General features: G+C 45.1%; 15 protein-coding genes. 9 read left to right on the forward strand and 6 right to left on the reverse strand.

Features of this window, described 5'->3' with window-relative positions; genetic code table 11:
• Window positions 1–137 precede the first annotated feature (137 nt).
• A complete protein-coding gene (locus tag WH43_RS13150) occupies window positions 138–2,993 on the reverse strand; it encodes a TonB-dependent receptor domain-containing protein (RefSeq protein ID WP_053425065.1) in 2,856 nt (951 codons plus the stop codon).
• Between the two features lie 488 nt (window positions 2,994–3,481).
• On the opposite strand from WH43_RS13150, the gene dinG reads away from it, so the two are divergent.
• From dinG to WH43_RS13170, 4 genes are read left to right on the forward strand one after another with little or no spacing between them, the layout of a single operon-like run.
• Window positions 3,482–5,533 carry an ATP-dependent DNA helicase DinG gene (dinG, locus tag WH43_RS13155; RefSeq protein ID WP_053425066.1) on the forward strand — a complete coding sequence of 684 codons (2,052 nt, stop codon included), beginning with the start codon at window positions 3,482–3,484 and terminating at the stop codon, window positions 5,531–5,533.
• A gap of 2 nt (window positions 5,534–5,535) precedes the next feature.
• The gene (locus WH43_RS13160; protein ID WP_053425067.1) at window positions 5,536–6,315 is read left to right on the forward strand and encodes a sulfite exporter TauE/SafE family protein; all 780 of its coding nucleotides are present in this window, start codon (window positions 5,536–5,538) and stop codon (window positions 6,313–6,315) included.
• Complete coding sequence (locus tag WH43_RS13165) at window positions 6,312–6,902, forward strand: primosomal replication protein (RefSeq protein WP_053425068.1); 591 nt, start codon at window positions 6,312–6,314, stop codon at window positions 6,900–6,902. Before WH43_RS13160 ends, WH43_RS13165 begins: the two co-directional genes overlap by 4 nt.
• Window positions 6,875–7,834, forward strand: a complete 960-nt coding sequence (locus WH43_RS13170; RefSeq protein ID WP_053425069.1) for a histone deacetylase family protein — start codon at window positions 6,875–6,877, stop codon at window positions 7,832–7,834. The genes WH43_RS13165 and WH43_RS13170 overlap by 28 nt, the downstream gene beginning before the upstream one ends.
• 144 nt (window positions 7,835–7,978) lie before the next feature.
• Here the strand turns inward: WH43_RS13170 and WH43_RS13175 are convergent, their stop codons facing one another.
• Window positions 7,979–9,082 carry a tryptophan 2,3-dioxygenase family protein gene (locus WH43_RS13175; protein ID WP_053425070.1) on the reverse strand — a complete coding sequence of 368 codons (1,104 nt, stop codon included), beginning with the start codon at window positions 9,080–9,082 and terminating at the stop codon, window positions 7,979–7,981.
• Between the two features lie 161 nt (window positions 9,083–9,243).
• On the opposite strand from WH43_RS13175, the gene WH43_RS13180 reads away from it, so the two are divergent.
• The 4 genes from WH43_RS13180 to WH43_RS13195 all read left to right on the forward strand — a co-directional run bounded on the left by WH43_RS13180 (window position 9,244) and on the right by WH43_RS13195 (window position 11,457).
• Complete coding sequence (locus WH43_RS13180; protein WP_053425071.1) at window positions 9,244–9,513, forward strand: late competence development ComFB family protein; 270 nt, start codon at window positions 9,244–9,246, stop codon at window positions 9,511–9,513.
• Window positions 9,500–9,679 carry a DUF2496 domain-containing protein gene (locus WH43_RS13185; RefSeq protein WP_053425072.1) on the forward strand — a complete coding sequence of 60 codons (180 nt, stop codon included), beginning with the start codon at window positions 9,500–9,502 and terminating at the stop codon, window positions 9,677–9,679. Before WH43_RS13180 ends, WH43_RS13185 begins: the two co-directional genes overlap by 14 nt.
• A gap of 22 nt (window positions 9,680–9,701) precedes the next feature.
• Window positions 9,702–10,607 carry a DMT family transporter gene (locus WH43_RS13190; protein WP_053425073.1) on the forward strand — a complete coding sequence of 302 codons (906 nt, stop codon included), beginning with the start codon at window positions 9,702–9,704 and terminating at the stop codon, window positions 10,605–10,607.
• Window positions 10,608–10,668: 61 nt separating this feature from the next.
• Window positions 10,669–11,457 (forward strand): substrate-binding periplasmic protein, encoded by a 789-nt coding sequence (locus tag WH43_RS13195; protein ID WP_053425074.1) that lies wholly within the window; start codon window positions 10,669–10,671, stop codon window positions 11,455–11,457.
• A 103-nt stretch (window positions 11,458–11,560) separates the two neighbouring features.
• Here WH43_RS13195 and WH43_RS13200 read toward each other — a convergent pair whose 3' ends face one another.
• The 4 genes from WH43_RS13200 to WH43_RS13215 all read right to left on the reverse strand — a co-directional run bounded on the left by WH43_RS13200 (window position 11,561) and on the right by WH43_RS13215 (window position 13,546).
• The gene (locus WH43_RS13200) at window positions 11,561–12,070 is read right to left on the reverse strand and encodes a DUF1993 domain-containing protein (protein ID WP_053425075.1); all 510 of its coding nucleotides are present in this window, start codon (window positions 12,068–12,070) and stop codon (window positions 11,561–11,563) included.
• A gap of 72 nt (window positions 12,071–12,142) precedes the next feature.
• Window positions 12,143–12,586: a MarR family winged helix-turn-helix transcriptional regulator gene (locus WH43_RS13205; protein WP_053425076.1), complete on the reverse strand. Its 444-nt coding sequence runs from the start codon at window positions 12,584–12,586 to the stop codon at window positions 12,143–12,145.
• A 61-nt stretch (window positions 12,587–12,647) separates the two neighbouring features.
• Complete coding sequence (locus WH43_RS13210) at window positions 12,648–13,067, reverse strand: nuclear transport factor 2 family protein (RefSeq protein ID WP_053425077.1); 420 nt, start codon at window positions 13,065–13,067, stop codon at window positions 12,648–12,650.
• An 89-nt stretch (window positions 13,068–13,156) separates the two neighbouring features.
• The gene (locus WH43_RS13215) at window positions 13,157–13,546 is read right to left on the reverse strand and encodes a cytochrome b562 (RefSeq protein WP_053425078.1); all 390 of its coding nucleotides are present in this window, start codon (window positions 13,544–13,546) and stop codon (window positions 13,157–13,159) included.
• A 108-nt stretch (window positions 13,547–13,654) separates the two neighbouring features.
• Between WH43_RS13215 and WH43_RS13220 the strand changes: the two genes are divergently transcribed.
• Entirely contained in the window at window positions 13,655–14,443 is a 789-nt protein-coding gene (locus WH43_RS13220) for a PhzF family phenazine biosynthesis protein (protein ID WP_053425079.1), read from the forward strand.
• Window positions 14,444–14,500: the final 57 nt, after the last annotated feature.

Below are 14,500 nucleotides of genomic sequence, written 5' to 3' on the forward strand. Positions count from 1 at the left end.
CATAGCCCCGACCGAACGATCACCACCTCCATAGGAGGTGGTTTAAGATTGACAATAAAAAAGCCGGCTGAAATACAGCCGGCTTTTAAATCGCCCGTTAAGTTAATAATTAACTTAACGAATAGTCAACAGTCTTATTAGAAACGTGCTGTTACGTTCATGTGAACATAACGACCTAACAAGTCCCAGTAGCCTGCGATAGTGTTAGTGTTAGCCAAAGTGCTTCCTACTAATGGAGGCTCACGGTCAAACACGTTGTTCACACCCAACTGAACACTTACATTTTCAGTCAGAGCATAAGAACCCACTACGTCAAAGAACGATACGCCTTCAATTTCGTCACCAATCAGAATGTTTGGTGAAGTGCCATCAAATTCAACAGCACCGAAGTAACGCCATTTAGCACCTGCAGTCCAATCACCGCCAGTGGTGTAGTTAAACGACATAGTGTGGCGCCACTCTGGTTGTGGGAAACACTTAGTAGAAATCAGACCAGAACAATCGTAAGAAGTACCATCTACACCTGGTAACGGATCGAAGAACTTCTTCATGTTGTAGCTACCCAACAGGCTGGTAGACAACGTGCCTGGACCAACATCCATGCTGTAGTTCATGCTTAAATCGATACCACGGTAATGTTCGTTACCTAAGTTTTGGTTTGTTGCAGTGACAAAACCTTCGTCACTTAACCATAAGCTACCACTAGGAGCACGGTTTACCAGGTTACAGTATGCAGCGATACCTGTTTTACCACACTGAGTGATGGTTTCTTCAGGATCTAATGCTGAAATAACATCACTTAATTCAATGTTCCAGTAGTCGATACTGAAGTTGAAGTTTTCAAACGGGTTACCAACGATACCAACTGTCAGCGTTTTACCCACTTCTGGAGTCAGCTCTGGGTTACCACCAGCAATTTGGTTGTATTGTGAAGCAGCACTTGGAGTGATATTACCGTACTGAGCTGCTGTTACGCCTGTGTTAGCACATTCAGCCTGACTTAAAGCAGGATCGTCACCAGCACAAGGATCTGAACCAGACCACAAACCAAGACCCTGGCTTGCAAACAATTCAGACACGTTTGGTGCACGAACAGCTTTGTTGTAGCTAGCACGTAATTTCCATTCAGAGTTTACTGACCAGTCGATTGCTGTTTTGAATGCATTTTCGCCACCAGAAGTAGAGTAGTCTGAGTAACGACCACCTAATTCAAGAGTAATGTTCTCAGCAACAGCGACATCTTCAACTAATGGAACAGATAATTCACCAAATACTTCCTCTACTTTATAGCCACCTTGCAGATCCAGAGTAGGACCGCCTTGACCAGATAAAGCACCTTCAGCATAAATAGTGTCCACGGTACGGTCAAAGAACACGTCACGTTTCTCAACACCAATTACCGCAGCAACAGGTAAAGAGTGACCAGGAACTGTCCAACCAGTTTCGCCAGTTACGAAAGCGTTAAATACTTTCTGAGTTGTAAAACCAGTAGCGATAGCAGCACCAGCCATCTGAGCAGCAGCTTCTGGCGTTACACCACCGAATTCAAACACTTTGTAAGGGATACAATCGCCAACACACTCTTCTTCGCCAGAAGCACCAACACGGGTACCAGCGTAGTTGATGTAGAAGTCGTTTTTGTATGCATCAGACGAACTTGCAGAACCGTATTGATAAGATACGTCATAAGACCATGTATCATTGATCATACCGTCCATACCAGTCACGATACGGAAAGAGTTGTGTTCCAGGTTAGCAGTACGACCACCACCTTCAACGTTACGTTTTGCAATACTGATTGAGTACTGGTCTGCACCAGGGAAAGCTGCAGCTAACTGGTCGCGCTGTGCATCAGAGAACACAGCAGCATCAGCGTCGAAAACGAATGGTTCGAAGAATAAACCTGATTCAGCAATCTGACCGATAGTTCTGTTGTTCATGTAGCTAACTTCTGTGTAAACGTTAGCATGTTCGTTCAATTCGTAGCGTACAAAGGAACCTAAAGTGAAGCGGTCATCCGGACGCATGAAGTGGTTAACTGGAGCGAAGTTATAAACACCAACATCCTCAGAGAACTGAGTAGTGCCACCGTTATCTTCAATGGTCCAAAACGCGTTTTGGTTAAAATCAGTTTCGCCATTGAAAATTGGGTAAATATCAAAGTTAGGGACGGCATTGGTGAAAGAACCACCACAGTTTCCTGTTCCGGCAGCTAATGCACAAGACGCGTAATCACGTTCTTTTTGCAGCATCTCGTCAACCTGACGCCATGATGCGTATGCTGTCGCATGACCTTTACCGCCGTCAAAAGCACCACCAACAGTCAGGTCAAGGCTTTTGCTTTTACCGTCTAAGCCAGAGTTGCCTGTTTCATAATCATAACCAGCAGCATCCATTTTGCTTTGGATAAAGCTGTTATCATTTTTGTGCTGGTAACCTGAGTAACCGGCATTTAACTCAACGCCTTCGAAGTCATCTTTCATTACAAAGTTAACAACACCAGCAACAGCGTCAGCACCATAAGTTGCAGAACCACCACCAGTCAGAATTTCTACACGCTCAACTAATGCTGCAGGGATCTGGTTAACGTCAGCAGAGCTTGAGTACAGACCACCTGGTTGTAAACGACGTCCGTTTACTAACACTAATGTTCTGTTAGCGCCGATACCACGTAAATCTAATGTAGCTGTACCAGAAGTACCGTTAGCAGTGAAGGCTGTGCTTGAAGCTTCGATTTGAGGAAGGCTGTTCAGCATATCTTCAATACGGGTATAACCAGCAGCTTTAATCTCTTCAGCAGAAGTAATTTGAATAGGACTTGCAGTTTCAATATCAGTACGTTTGATACGTGAACCAGTAACTTCAATACGTTCAACTTCTTTTGCTTCTTCAGCTTCCTGTGCAACGACTGCACCGGCGAAAACAGCTGTAGAAGCTGCACCAAAAGCAACAGCTAAACGCACTGCCTTCGATAATTTATTATTTGTAAACATGTTTTATTCTCCCTGGACCACTATCTAGTGATTCTATTTTTACGATGACCAACCTTTACGGCGATTGGAACTCCGGAACTTTTCGCAATCGAGGCGGACCCCGAAAACAACGACTCGATAATAAACGCAATTTTTCAGCGTGGTCAACAGCTTTTACGGAACAGATTACGTCAACTGTTGTCAACGAGCCCGATGATCCAGACTTTTTACATCGGACATGATGAAAAGAATGGACATATTTTGAGTTTTCGTCTCAAATTCAGTACCAAACAGCTCAATCCCCCCCCAATTACCGCTCACTTTTTGGTCAAAATAGAAATCTGGTAAGATTCAATGCAAAATTTCGTAAACCTAATCAATACACCTATAAATTAGTTTTTTTCATTTATTTAGCACCGAAAAGCTCAAATTTTCACCTCGATATCGATATTGCGCTCGAGTTACAGCTGCCTTATCATAAACCCCTGTCTTTTTATCCAGATGTTTTAATGCTTACTGATGCTTTAAAAAACCAAATTCGTGAAATTCATCAACAGCTCAAAAGCAATCTGACGAATTACCAACCCAGACCTGGCCAGAATAAAATGGTGGCTGAGATTGCCAACACTCTGGCCGGAAGTTATCACAGCTATGACAGAACCCTATTAGTAGAAGCAGGCACTGGCACAGGTAAATCTCTGGCTTATCTGATGGCTGCTATTCCTTTTGTATTAAAGCAAAAGAAAACACTGGTGATAGCAACAGCAACTGTCGCTTTGCAAGAACAGCTGGTGCAAAAAGATTTACCTTTCTTCCTGAAACACAGCGGTCTTAAATTTGAATTTTGTCTGGTGAAAGGCAGGCAAAGGTATGCCTGTGTCGAAAAAATTCGTCAGCAACTACAACAACCCGATTTACTGCCTTTATTTCAAAGCACGGCGCCAGCTCCTTTATTACAGCAGTTACTTAGCAACTGGCAGCAACGTCATTGGTTAGGTGACAGAGACAGCTTAAAGGAACCAATAGCAGATGAACATTGGTATGCCATAGCTTCTGATCCTGCGCATTGCAGCAAAGCGAACTCAGTGCACCATCAATGCCCTTTTCATTTAGCTCGTGCTGAGATAGAGGGCAGCACTGTGCTGGTCGTCAATCATGCCTTGTTACTAGCTGATTTAGATGCAGGATCGCAAATATTGCCAGAGCCCGCCGACTGTATATATGTCATAGATGAAGCCCATCACTTACCCGACAGCGGTCGTGATTTCTTTTCAGCACATGCGCCGCTGAGTTTCCCGGTCCAGTATCTGGAAAAGCTAAAAAAGACCACGCAGCAGTTGGCAGGAGTCTTACCGCAACATGGTGCTATGACCGAAGTGTTAAAACTCGATGAGCTAGCGAGCGACTTTTTAAAGCAGCTCAAACCTGTGCAACATCAGATTGAATTGAATCAAAGTTCTTGGTTTGCTAAAGAACCACATTATCGTTTTGCCGATGCGGTATTGCCTGAGACTTTTGCCTCCAATGCAGACCAATTAGCCGAGTTAAGTAGCAAAGCTCTATCTGCTGTTGAGAAATTACAACAGTTTTTATCTGAAGCTGCGACTGAACATAAAATCGCAACTAAGCTGGTCCTGCCGCTGCAGTTCGAACTCACCGCTATAGAACACCGATTTGAGCAGCAATCGGAACTTTGGCGACTGTATTCAGTACCGCAGCAAAAACATGTCAATCAGGCGCGTTGGGTCACACAAGATCAAAAAGAACATCAGCAAAGCAGCGCTTATGCCAGTCCTTTGTCTGTCAGCTTTTTACTGGACGATTTATTATTCAGTCAGGCCTTTGCCACAGTGCTGTGTTCTGCCACCTTAACCACCCTGAATAGTTTTGACTATATCAAACAGGAGTTGGGACTTTCCCAGCATCCGGGTTTGCAAACACTCAAAGTTGACTCACCATTTGATTATCAACAAAAAGCCCGTCTGCTGCTGCCAAAAATGCAAACGGACCCCAGCAGTGATGCTTTTACTGATGAATTAATAGCAAAACTGCCACAGTACATAGATAAAACCGCAGGGAACCTGCTGCTGTTTGCTTCGTATTGGCAAATGCAAAAAGTCGTAGAGGCGCTCCGAGCTAAAGGCTGGTCTTTTTTAGTACAAGGAGAAGCCTCACGTCAGTCGTTACTGGAGCTTCACGCGCTGAAAGTCAAAGCTGGCGAAGGTAGTATTTTATGTGGTACCCAAAGCTTCTCCGAAGGTCTGGATTTACCTGGGGCTTTGCTAACCAATCTGGTGATCACCAAATTGCCTTTTGCCGTGCCCTCCTCACCTTTGGAAGAAGCTTTATCTGAAGCTATTACCAAACGCGGTGGCAACCCGTTTTTACAAATGACTGTACCAGCCACAGCACGAAAACTAGTGCAAGCCTGTGGTAGACTGTTACGTCAGGAGATGGACCATGGCCGCATTGTTATTTTAGACAGACGCCTGGTAACCAAAACTTATGGCAAAGCCATGCTCAACGCCTTGCCCCCTTTTTCACGAACTATTGAAGAATAACAATGGAATTAGGTTTAGACCTCTGGGTAGTCGCTGCTTTATGTGCAGTCGCTTTAGTTGCAGGTTTTATTGATGCAGTGGCCGGAGGCGGAGGTTTATTGACAGTCCCCGCCTTACTCACTGCAGGTTTACCGCCTCATCTGGTATTAGGCACTAACAAACTGGCTGCCACTTTTGGCTCTATTACCGCATCCGTTACTTATTACAGGCGTAAACTGTTTGACCCACAATTTTGGCGTACTGCTCTGATATTCACTGCTATTGGTGCAACTTGTGGCACTTTAGTGGTGGATTTAATCAGCAAAGAATGGCTGGAACGTATTATTCCGTTTTTTATTGTCATTGCTGCTTTGTACAGCCTGCTGGTAAAAATGCAGCCAGACGATCAACTCACCTTACCAGAGCAGACGCCTAAACATTTCTGGCAGCAAAGAGCTCAGGGCTTTACCTTAGGGTTTTATGATGGTCTGGCAGGTCCAGGCACAGGTTCGTTTTGGATGGTGTCGACCATGGCGCTGTATAAAATTAACTTACTGCTCACCAGCGGTGTCGCGCGTTCGATGAACTGTGTCAGCAACATCTTTGCGCTGGTGACTTTTGCCTGGCTTGGCCATATTTATTGGGCATTGGGCCTTGCGATGGGTGCTTGTTTAATGCTCGGTTCTTATTTTGGTGCCCGTTCAGCGATACGTTTTGGCAGTAAATTTATCCGGCCGCTGTTTTTAACTATGGTATTGGCTATTACGGCCCGCTTGTTATGGCAAGCCTGGAGCAATGGATGAAAGACTTATTGGCAGCGCTTGAGCAACAACTAAAGCAACTGACTGAACAAGCCAAAGTGATTGACGGTAAACAAAGCAGCTGGCAACAAAAAGCCTGGTTTGATAGTGACTTGTTTCAATCCCATTCGCCTTTTTTAACCGACTATGTGCTGGAAGCTGAAGCTATGCTCAAACGCCTCAAAGCCAGCTCAGAACAGCGCACTGGCTCAGCTCAGGCTTTAGCGGCTAAACTCAGCGCCCAAATTCAAGCCTTAAGTCGGGCTTTTCAAACCAAAGACTTACGTTATTTACCGGGTAAAAGCAAAAAACGCCCCACCTCACCTAATGCATCAGAACAAGCTCAGGCTATGGTGGGACAACTACGTCGCTCAACGCAAGAGCTTTATCAGCAACTGTCTGAGTATCAGGGTTATGAAAGACGCTTATTGGATATGCTGGAACTGGAGCAACGTCAGTTGTCCGGCGGTTCTGCGGATACAAGTGCCGACAGAGTGCTGGCTATTCACGCCCGTTTAGGTCGTTGTCGCAAAGCCATCAGTGAATTAGAGGTAGAAATTCAGTGGTCCGAACAAAACCGCTGGGGCTGATTTATCACCCTATTTACAGCAAGCTTGACTTGCCTTTTAAACACCGTTATCCGATAGGCAAATATCAGGCTTTGTATCAGGCCTTATTGGAGTTGGGTGTGCCGGCTGATCAATTCACGTCATCTCAAATCGCCAGCGTTGAACGGTTATTGTCAGTGCATGAGCCGTTTTATACAGAGCAGCTCATCTCCGGTCAGCTTGATAGCAAGGCCATGCGCCGTATAGGTTTCCCCTGGTCAGAACAATTGGTAACACGCTCATTAACCTCGGTTGGCGGCACAGTGCAAACGGTACAGCTTGCACTGCAGCAAGGTTTAGCTTTGCATTTAAGTGGCGGTTACCACCATGCTTTTGCTGGTGAAGGCAGTGGCTTTTGTTTATTTAATGATTTAGCTGTGGCGGCACGTTATGCCTTAACTCAGGGCGTGGATAAGGTGCTGATTTTTGATTGTGACGTACATCAGGGCGATGGCACTGCCGCAATTTTTGCAAATGAACCAGCCATCATTACAGCCTCTTTGCATGGTGAAAAAAACTTCCCTGCCCGCAAGCAGCAATCGAGCTGGGATTTAGGCTTGCCCACAGCCTGCACAGACGACGAATATCTGGCAGCAGTGCAGCAAAGTCTGGATTATTTACTGCGCATCCATCAACCGGATTTAGTGATTTATGATGCAGGTATCGACATTCATCAGCAGGATGATTTAGGGCTTTTACATATCAGTACAGCAGGAGTGGCAGAGCGGGACTGGTATGTACTCAACGAATGTCACAAGCGCGGCATTCCGGTAGCGGCTGTGATTGGCGGCGGTTATCAGCGTGATCTCGAGGCTTTAACTCAAATTCATCTGCAGCTGTTTTATGCGGCCTTTAAAATCAGCGGTTTGCCGTTACCAAATACAAACCGCTGGTTTCATGCCCTTCGTACTTGAAGCTGCAGCTTTGTTGGCAGCGCGCTTTCGCCCCAGTCACATAGTGAACTATGCTCCCGGGGTCTCACTCGCTTGCCGCCTCACTGCAACATCAATTACTTTGGGCAGATATTCTTAGTACCTGAAGCTACAGATTTGGTGATTCTAAATCTGCTGTGCACCTGAGAAATAAAACCCCAGCTGTTTGCGTACTGCCAAAGGCAATTCAGGTAAATCCGATTTTGGCAGTAAGAACGTCGCCATATGGAATAAATCGGTGAAGATACGGTTCTTTTCTGTAGTGCGTTTTAGGTAGTCATGGCCAGACGAACCACCAGTGCCAATCTTAGTCCCCAGCATACGCTGTACCATCATGGCGTGTTTGTAGCGCCAGATCGTCATATTTTCATCGATCTCTGTCAGGCAGGTCAGTACCTGATATGGCAGGTTAAACACAGGCTCTTCCTGGTACAAGGTAATAAACAAGGCCGCCAGCATAGCACGCTGACTTAAGCGGAAACTGCCTTGTTGCTGCAGTTCCGCATATTTGTCTTTATCCAGCAAAGCGGCAAATTTGGCTCTGGTATTGATGATTTCTTTGAGCTGCATTTCACGTTCGTGTTCAGCAATCTGCTCTATCGACAACACAGTGCTTTCGTCTTCATTCAGCATTATTTCTGTCGCGCTCTGGTACATCTGCCAGAAACTGAAATCACCAAATTGTAGAAATGGCATACGTTCCAGCCATTTCTCCACCTGTTCAAATAAACTTGGCTGAGTTTCCAAGCCTTCTAGAAACAACCGGTCTTTTTCATTTAATCTGCTGTAAAAGGAATTCTTATCAAAGTCGATGCGATATTCGCTTTTTAAACCCAAACCAATTTCCAGCATTTTAAATTGCACGCTTTGAAAACCGGAAGCTGGCACCAGATAGTCACGAAACGACATAAAGTCCTGAGGAGTCATGGTTTCCATCACGCCAATTTGCTGATTCATCAGTTGCTGGATGGTAATAACCCGCTTCAGCTTATGTACTACACCTGTCAGTTGCTGATCTTTGACTTCGTCGCCGGCAAACACGCCAAGTACAGCTTTAAGTTCATGTAGTACCTGCTTAAACCACAATTCATAGACTTGGTGCACCACAATAAATAAAGTTTCATCATGAGCTTCATTGGCATACTTCGCACTTTCAGGCGCCTGGGCAGTTAAAATCTTGTCCAGTTGCAGATAGTCACCGTAGTAACAAGGGGTTGTATTCTTTTGCATTTTTTTAATCTTAGGCCACAGCCTGTTGTTTTGACCGCGCTATTCTATCAGTAGGACCTGAAGTTAACATCTGCTGGTAGCGTTTTATACCTGAACTGATTATGCTAAGTGAAAATAATCAGGGGCCAGAGCACAAGGTTCAGGCACACGAGGAGTAACAGATGAAGTTAGATGACGATATCCATAACTATTACGAAAAACTTCTGCTTGATCATTTGGTTGAATTGCGTCTGGATGATGAATACGACACTGAATATCTGGCTGACTTGTGCTGCATAGTGCTAAATCAGTTGCCGCCCAAATATATTCGTTATGAAGTCGACATGGCGTTTTACTTACCTCAGACTGAACGTTTTGAAATGGTGATGAAAGTACGCGAAGCGGTCACCAAAGCCAAAGCTTTCTTAGATACCCAACGTGACAAAAGCTGAGACTCCGGCTTTATCTGATGCCCCTTTTGAGGTGCAACTGGCTGTAGAACTGATCCTGTTGCTAGAGCAGCAGGATTTGCCTACAGAAACAGTCTTGTCAGCCCTGGCTATAGTACAACGCGACTTCCAGAAGAAACTGGCAAAAACTGTTCAACACGCTGATTAAACTCCGATTTTCCTGAGGCTGTATGTTGACCCATTCCATTACTTTGTATCTGGCCACAGTGTTGATTTGGGGCTCGACTTTTTTTGCAATTAAGTTTCAGCTTGGCGATGTGCCGGAAATGTGGTCCATTACCTATCGTTTTGGTTTAGCTGCCCTCTTGCTCTGGTTTTGGTGCCTGTGGCGCAAACTGCCGCTGCGTTTCAGTCGCCGCCAGCATGGCTGGATGGCTCTGCAGGGATTGTTTTTGTTCTGTTTAAATTACCTGCTGATTTACCTGGCGACTTCAGACCTGACCAGCGGTCTGATAGCTGTGGTGTTTTCCAGCATAGTGCTGATGAATATTCTCAATGGCGCTCTGTTTTTTGGCCGCCCTATTGAAATGAAAACACTACTGGGGGCTTTGTTAGGTATCCTCGGTATAGCTTTTGTATTCTGGCCTGAACTGGCAGGGTTGGAGAGCAACGGCTCTGCGTTCTGGGGTTTAGTCTTGAGTATCGCTGGGACTTATATTGCATCACTTGGCAATATGCTCTCATCGAAAAACCAACAGCAACAGCTGCCAGTGGTGCAGAGTAATGTATTTGGCATGACTTACGGCGCAGCTATGATGGCGGTCTTGGCTTTAGTGCAAGGTATTATGCCTGTATTTGATACCAGTCTTCAGTTTAACTTGTCCTTGTTGTATCTGTCGCTATTCGGCTCCGTTTTGGCTTTTGGCGCTTACCTTACCTTAGTTGGACGTATTGGCCCAGCTAAAGCCGCCTATACCATGGTGCTATTTCCTATAGTGGCTTTAGGTATCTCTACTCTTTTTGAAAATTACCACTGGAGCTGGTTTGCACTGATTGGTGTTTCTATAGTGGCGTTAGGTAATGTGATTATCTTATTGCCAACAGCACAACTTAAACGTCTCCTCAAACTTTCATAAGTTGTCAGAGCTAATAAATCTGACTATACCTAGAGTAGTATTTTTTTCGAGAACGCAAAACATGCGATGGATTGTTGGCGTTATTTTCTTTTTTCTAACCAGCTTTGCACTTTACGGCAAGCCCCTTCGTATTATCACAGTCGTCGAGCCTCCAGCCAGCTATCTGGATAGTCATGGCCAACTTACTGGTTTTTCTGTTGAGGTGGTGCAGGCTATTCAGCGAAGCCTGGACGACAAAACTATAATCGAAGTTTTGCCCGAAGCACGGGCCATTCATATAGCCCGCACTGAACCTAATGTAGTGCTGTTTAGTTTTTCCAGAACCCCAAAAAGAGAAGATGAGTTTTATTGGCTGGGTCAATTGAGTACTAAGGCCTGGTCAGTGTATGCGTTAAGTTCAAATCCTGTTCACATTGAGTCACTGGAACAATTGCGTAAAGTACAGGCCATAGGAGTGGTGCGTGGTGATATCAGAGAGGAATGGCTGACTGAGCAGGGTTTTGGTAATTTACATCCTTCTGTGAATCATCAACAAAATATCCACAGATTACGGTCAGGCCGATTGGATTTAATTGCCTATGAAAGCCAGGGAATTCAGCATTTATTGTGGGAGGAAGGTCTCGAAACCACAGATGTAAAATCGGTTTACACCCTGAAAAGCTCTGACGTGTATTTATTAATGTCTAAATCAGGCACCAACCCAAAACTGATGCAACGCTGGAAAACAGCAGCAGAAAAATTCAGGCGCAGTGGCCAACAACAGTTTATCGCGGAGAAGTGGCAAATGATTCTAAAGCATTACCACAATATCAATACGGAAGCCGTGGAAGGTATTTTATACTTCAAGTAAATACAGAAACAGCAGCTTTTTAAGTCGCCGCTGTTTCTCTTAGGATCCCGACAAATCAGCGTTGCATAGAGACAACGCAGCCCCCCTGATGGCCTGAGGAAATTTAGATTTGCCCCATATAATCTTTTTTGCCGACTTCAACACCATTATGTCGCAGCAGGGCATAACTTGTGGTGACGTGAAAATAAAACTGTGGCAAACCATAGTGAGCTAAATACTGAGTGCCAGTAAAACGTTTTTCTTTGGCCGTGCCCGGACGCAAAACAATTTCTTTGTCTGCAGCATTGGCAAATTGTTCTGCAGTTAAAGTGTCCAGAAAAGCCAGAGTTTTATCCAGACGTTGCTGTAACTGTGCAAAAGTCTGCTCATTGTCTTCATAGGCTGGTACATCAACGCCAGCTAAACGAGCTGAGACACTTTTAGCGAAATCGGCAGCAATTTGCACCTGACGCACCAACGGAAACATATCAGGATACAAACGCGACTGCAGCAATACTGCATCGTCTAATTCTTTGTGCTGACTAAATTTTTCGGCTTTAGCTAATAAATCTTTTAAGCTGGTAAGAAACTGCTTGAACACCGGAACTGACGCACTGTAAAAAGATAAACTCATAGTCTTTGCCTCATTGAAATCATCCTGCCCTTTGCAAGGATCTGCAATATAAGATGGGGATGCAGCAGAGTATTACAAGGTGTCCAGCTGCTGAAACAACAAATCGCAGCTTTGTTTCAACTCAAGTAACTGCGCTAAAGGCAAACCGGACTGCTGAAATATAGCCACAGGAATATGGCTGGCCTGGTTTTTTAACGCCTTGCCTTGTTCAGTCAAGTGGATGTGTACCACACGCTCATCAAGCTGACTGCGGGTTCGGCTAACTAAGCCTTTGTTTTCCAGCCTTTTCAACAGAGGAGTTAAAGTGCCTGAATCCAGATGCAATTTTTCGCCTAATTCTTTGACATTAAGTTCGCTCTGCTGCCACAGCACCAACATGGCTAAGTACTGTGGATAGGTTAAATCCAGAGGTTCAAGTAACTGTCGATAGCTGCGCACCAGTCTGTGGCTTGCACTGTACAACGAAAAACACAGCTGTTTTTCCAGCACTAAATAATCTTCTTTTTCAGCACTCATGATCTGACCCGACTCAATTGAATTGTGTGCAATATACTTCAGATAGGGTTGGAAAAACCAGTTAACGCAAACGAGAGGAGTGTGAAGCCTGCAGCAACCATTGATTATTCTGATAAAACCAAAGGCGGGTGAAGCGGAATTCACCCTGCCATTTTTTGCCAGCAGATATCCCTTGCTGCAGAGTTCTTCCTGTGACTATTGCTGTATTTTCAAAACAACGGATCTGGACATCAAAGTTTTCAATCTGGCTGTTAACCCTGTTGCTGCTGGCCAAATCCTGTAAATAACTGTGCTTGTTTTCCACTCGGCCATCCGAATGCGTTAATACAAACTCTTCAGCCAGCAAGGGACCCAGACGTTTCACGTCTGAGTGCAAACGAAACTGATTCCATTGCTGGTCAGTGCTGCTGTCAAACTGACCAGGACAAGCGGCCCAACTGCCATAGGAACAACATAAAATCGCGATAGACAATAAACGCATGGTGATAGCTCCTCAAAAGCGCCCGTCTGCTGCATGTGATAATAACAATCTGTGATTCATTGTCTGTATTTAGTCTCTACTGCGCAGCATTAGCCAAAAATCAGCTGCCAGAAACTTGGCTTGCGGTGCTTATGATACTGTTTGCGCAGCTCATCCAGCTTTTGCAGTTGTTGTTGTGCCGCTACTAAGTCATTTTTTTCCAACAATAATTGGGTTTGATCCACCTCAAGTGCCAGCTCTTTGAGTCCCTTTTGATACAACTCGGCTTTTTCAGGTGCGAAGCTGGCTTGCTGTGCCAGCTGGACCTGCGCTTCAAAACTTGCGATAGCAACCGTCATTTGTTCAACAGATTGAGCATCTTTTGCTTGTTTAAAACTCAGCGCCATTTGTTTCATGGTTTTTTCCATATCCACCTCATTGGCAGAGACAGAGGCACAAACGAACAGACCGGCCAACAACACTGACATTATAACTTTCATCAAACCCCCTCATAAAAAAACGGCTCCATTATAAGCAAGTTCAGCCATCAGGCTGCATTTTTCTGAGTTATGATGCAGCAACTTAAGCTCAAACGAGGGAAGACACAGATGAAACTGCCCATTTATCAGGTCGATGCGTTTACCGATCAGTTGTTCAAGGGGAACTATGCGGCGGTAGTGCCTGTATCTCAAGCCATCAGTCCTGAACTGATGCAACAGATTGCCACTGAAAACAACTTGTCAGAAACGGCTTTTATACTAAAGCTTGCTGAGGATCACTATCAGATCCGCTGGTTTTCTCCAGTCACTGAAATTGATTTTTGTGGTCACGCCACTTTAGCTGCCGCTTTTGTCTTGTTTAGTCAAACTGACAGTACTGAGCTTAAATTCAGTACTTTAGCTGTAGGTGACTTAATGGTAAGCAAGCAAAAAGATAATTGGATCCAAATGGATTTTCCCAAACGTCTGGCCAGTGCTGTTGATGCACCAGAAGCATTGCTTACTGGTTTATCCATTACTCCGACTTTAGTATTGCGCAGTGCGCAGGCTTATTTTGCCGTTTATGATAACGAGCAGCAGGTAAAACAACTCTGCACAGTCAGTTCAGAGCTTAAAAAGCTCGCCCCTTACGATGTAGTCGCAACGGCAGCAGGCACAGACTACGATTTTGTCTCCCGTTATTTCTGGCCCGCCAATGGTGGCGATGAAGATCCGGTCACAGGCTCCATTCACGCCGGTCTAGTACCTTACTGGGCAGACAGGTTAGGGAAAAACCAACTGATGGCGTATCAGGCCTCGGCACGGGGTGGAGTGTTACGCTGTGAACTCAAGTCAGACCGGGTGCAGGTATCCGGTCAGGCCAGGCTGTATTTAAAAGGCGAAATTTATCTGCCCTGACCGCCCTGAAATGGTGGTTAAAAGAACAGCAGGGCAAAGTTCAGGCTTCCCCTGCGG

Source organism: Rheinheimera sp. KL1 (assembly GCF_001275035.1).
Taxonomy (GTDB): domain Bacteria; phylum Pseudomonadota; class Gammaproteobacteria; order Enterobacterales; family Alteromonadaceae; genus Pararheinheimera; species Pararheinheimera tangshanensis.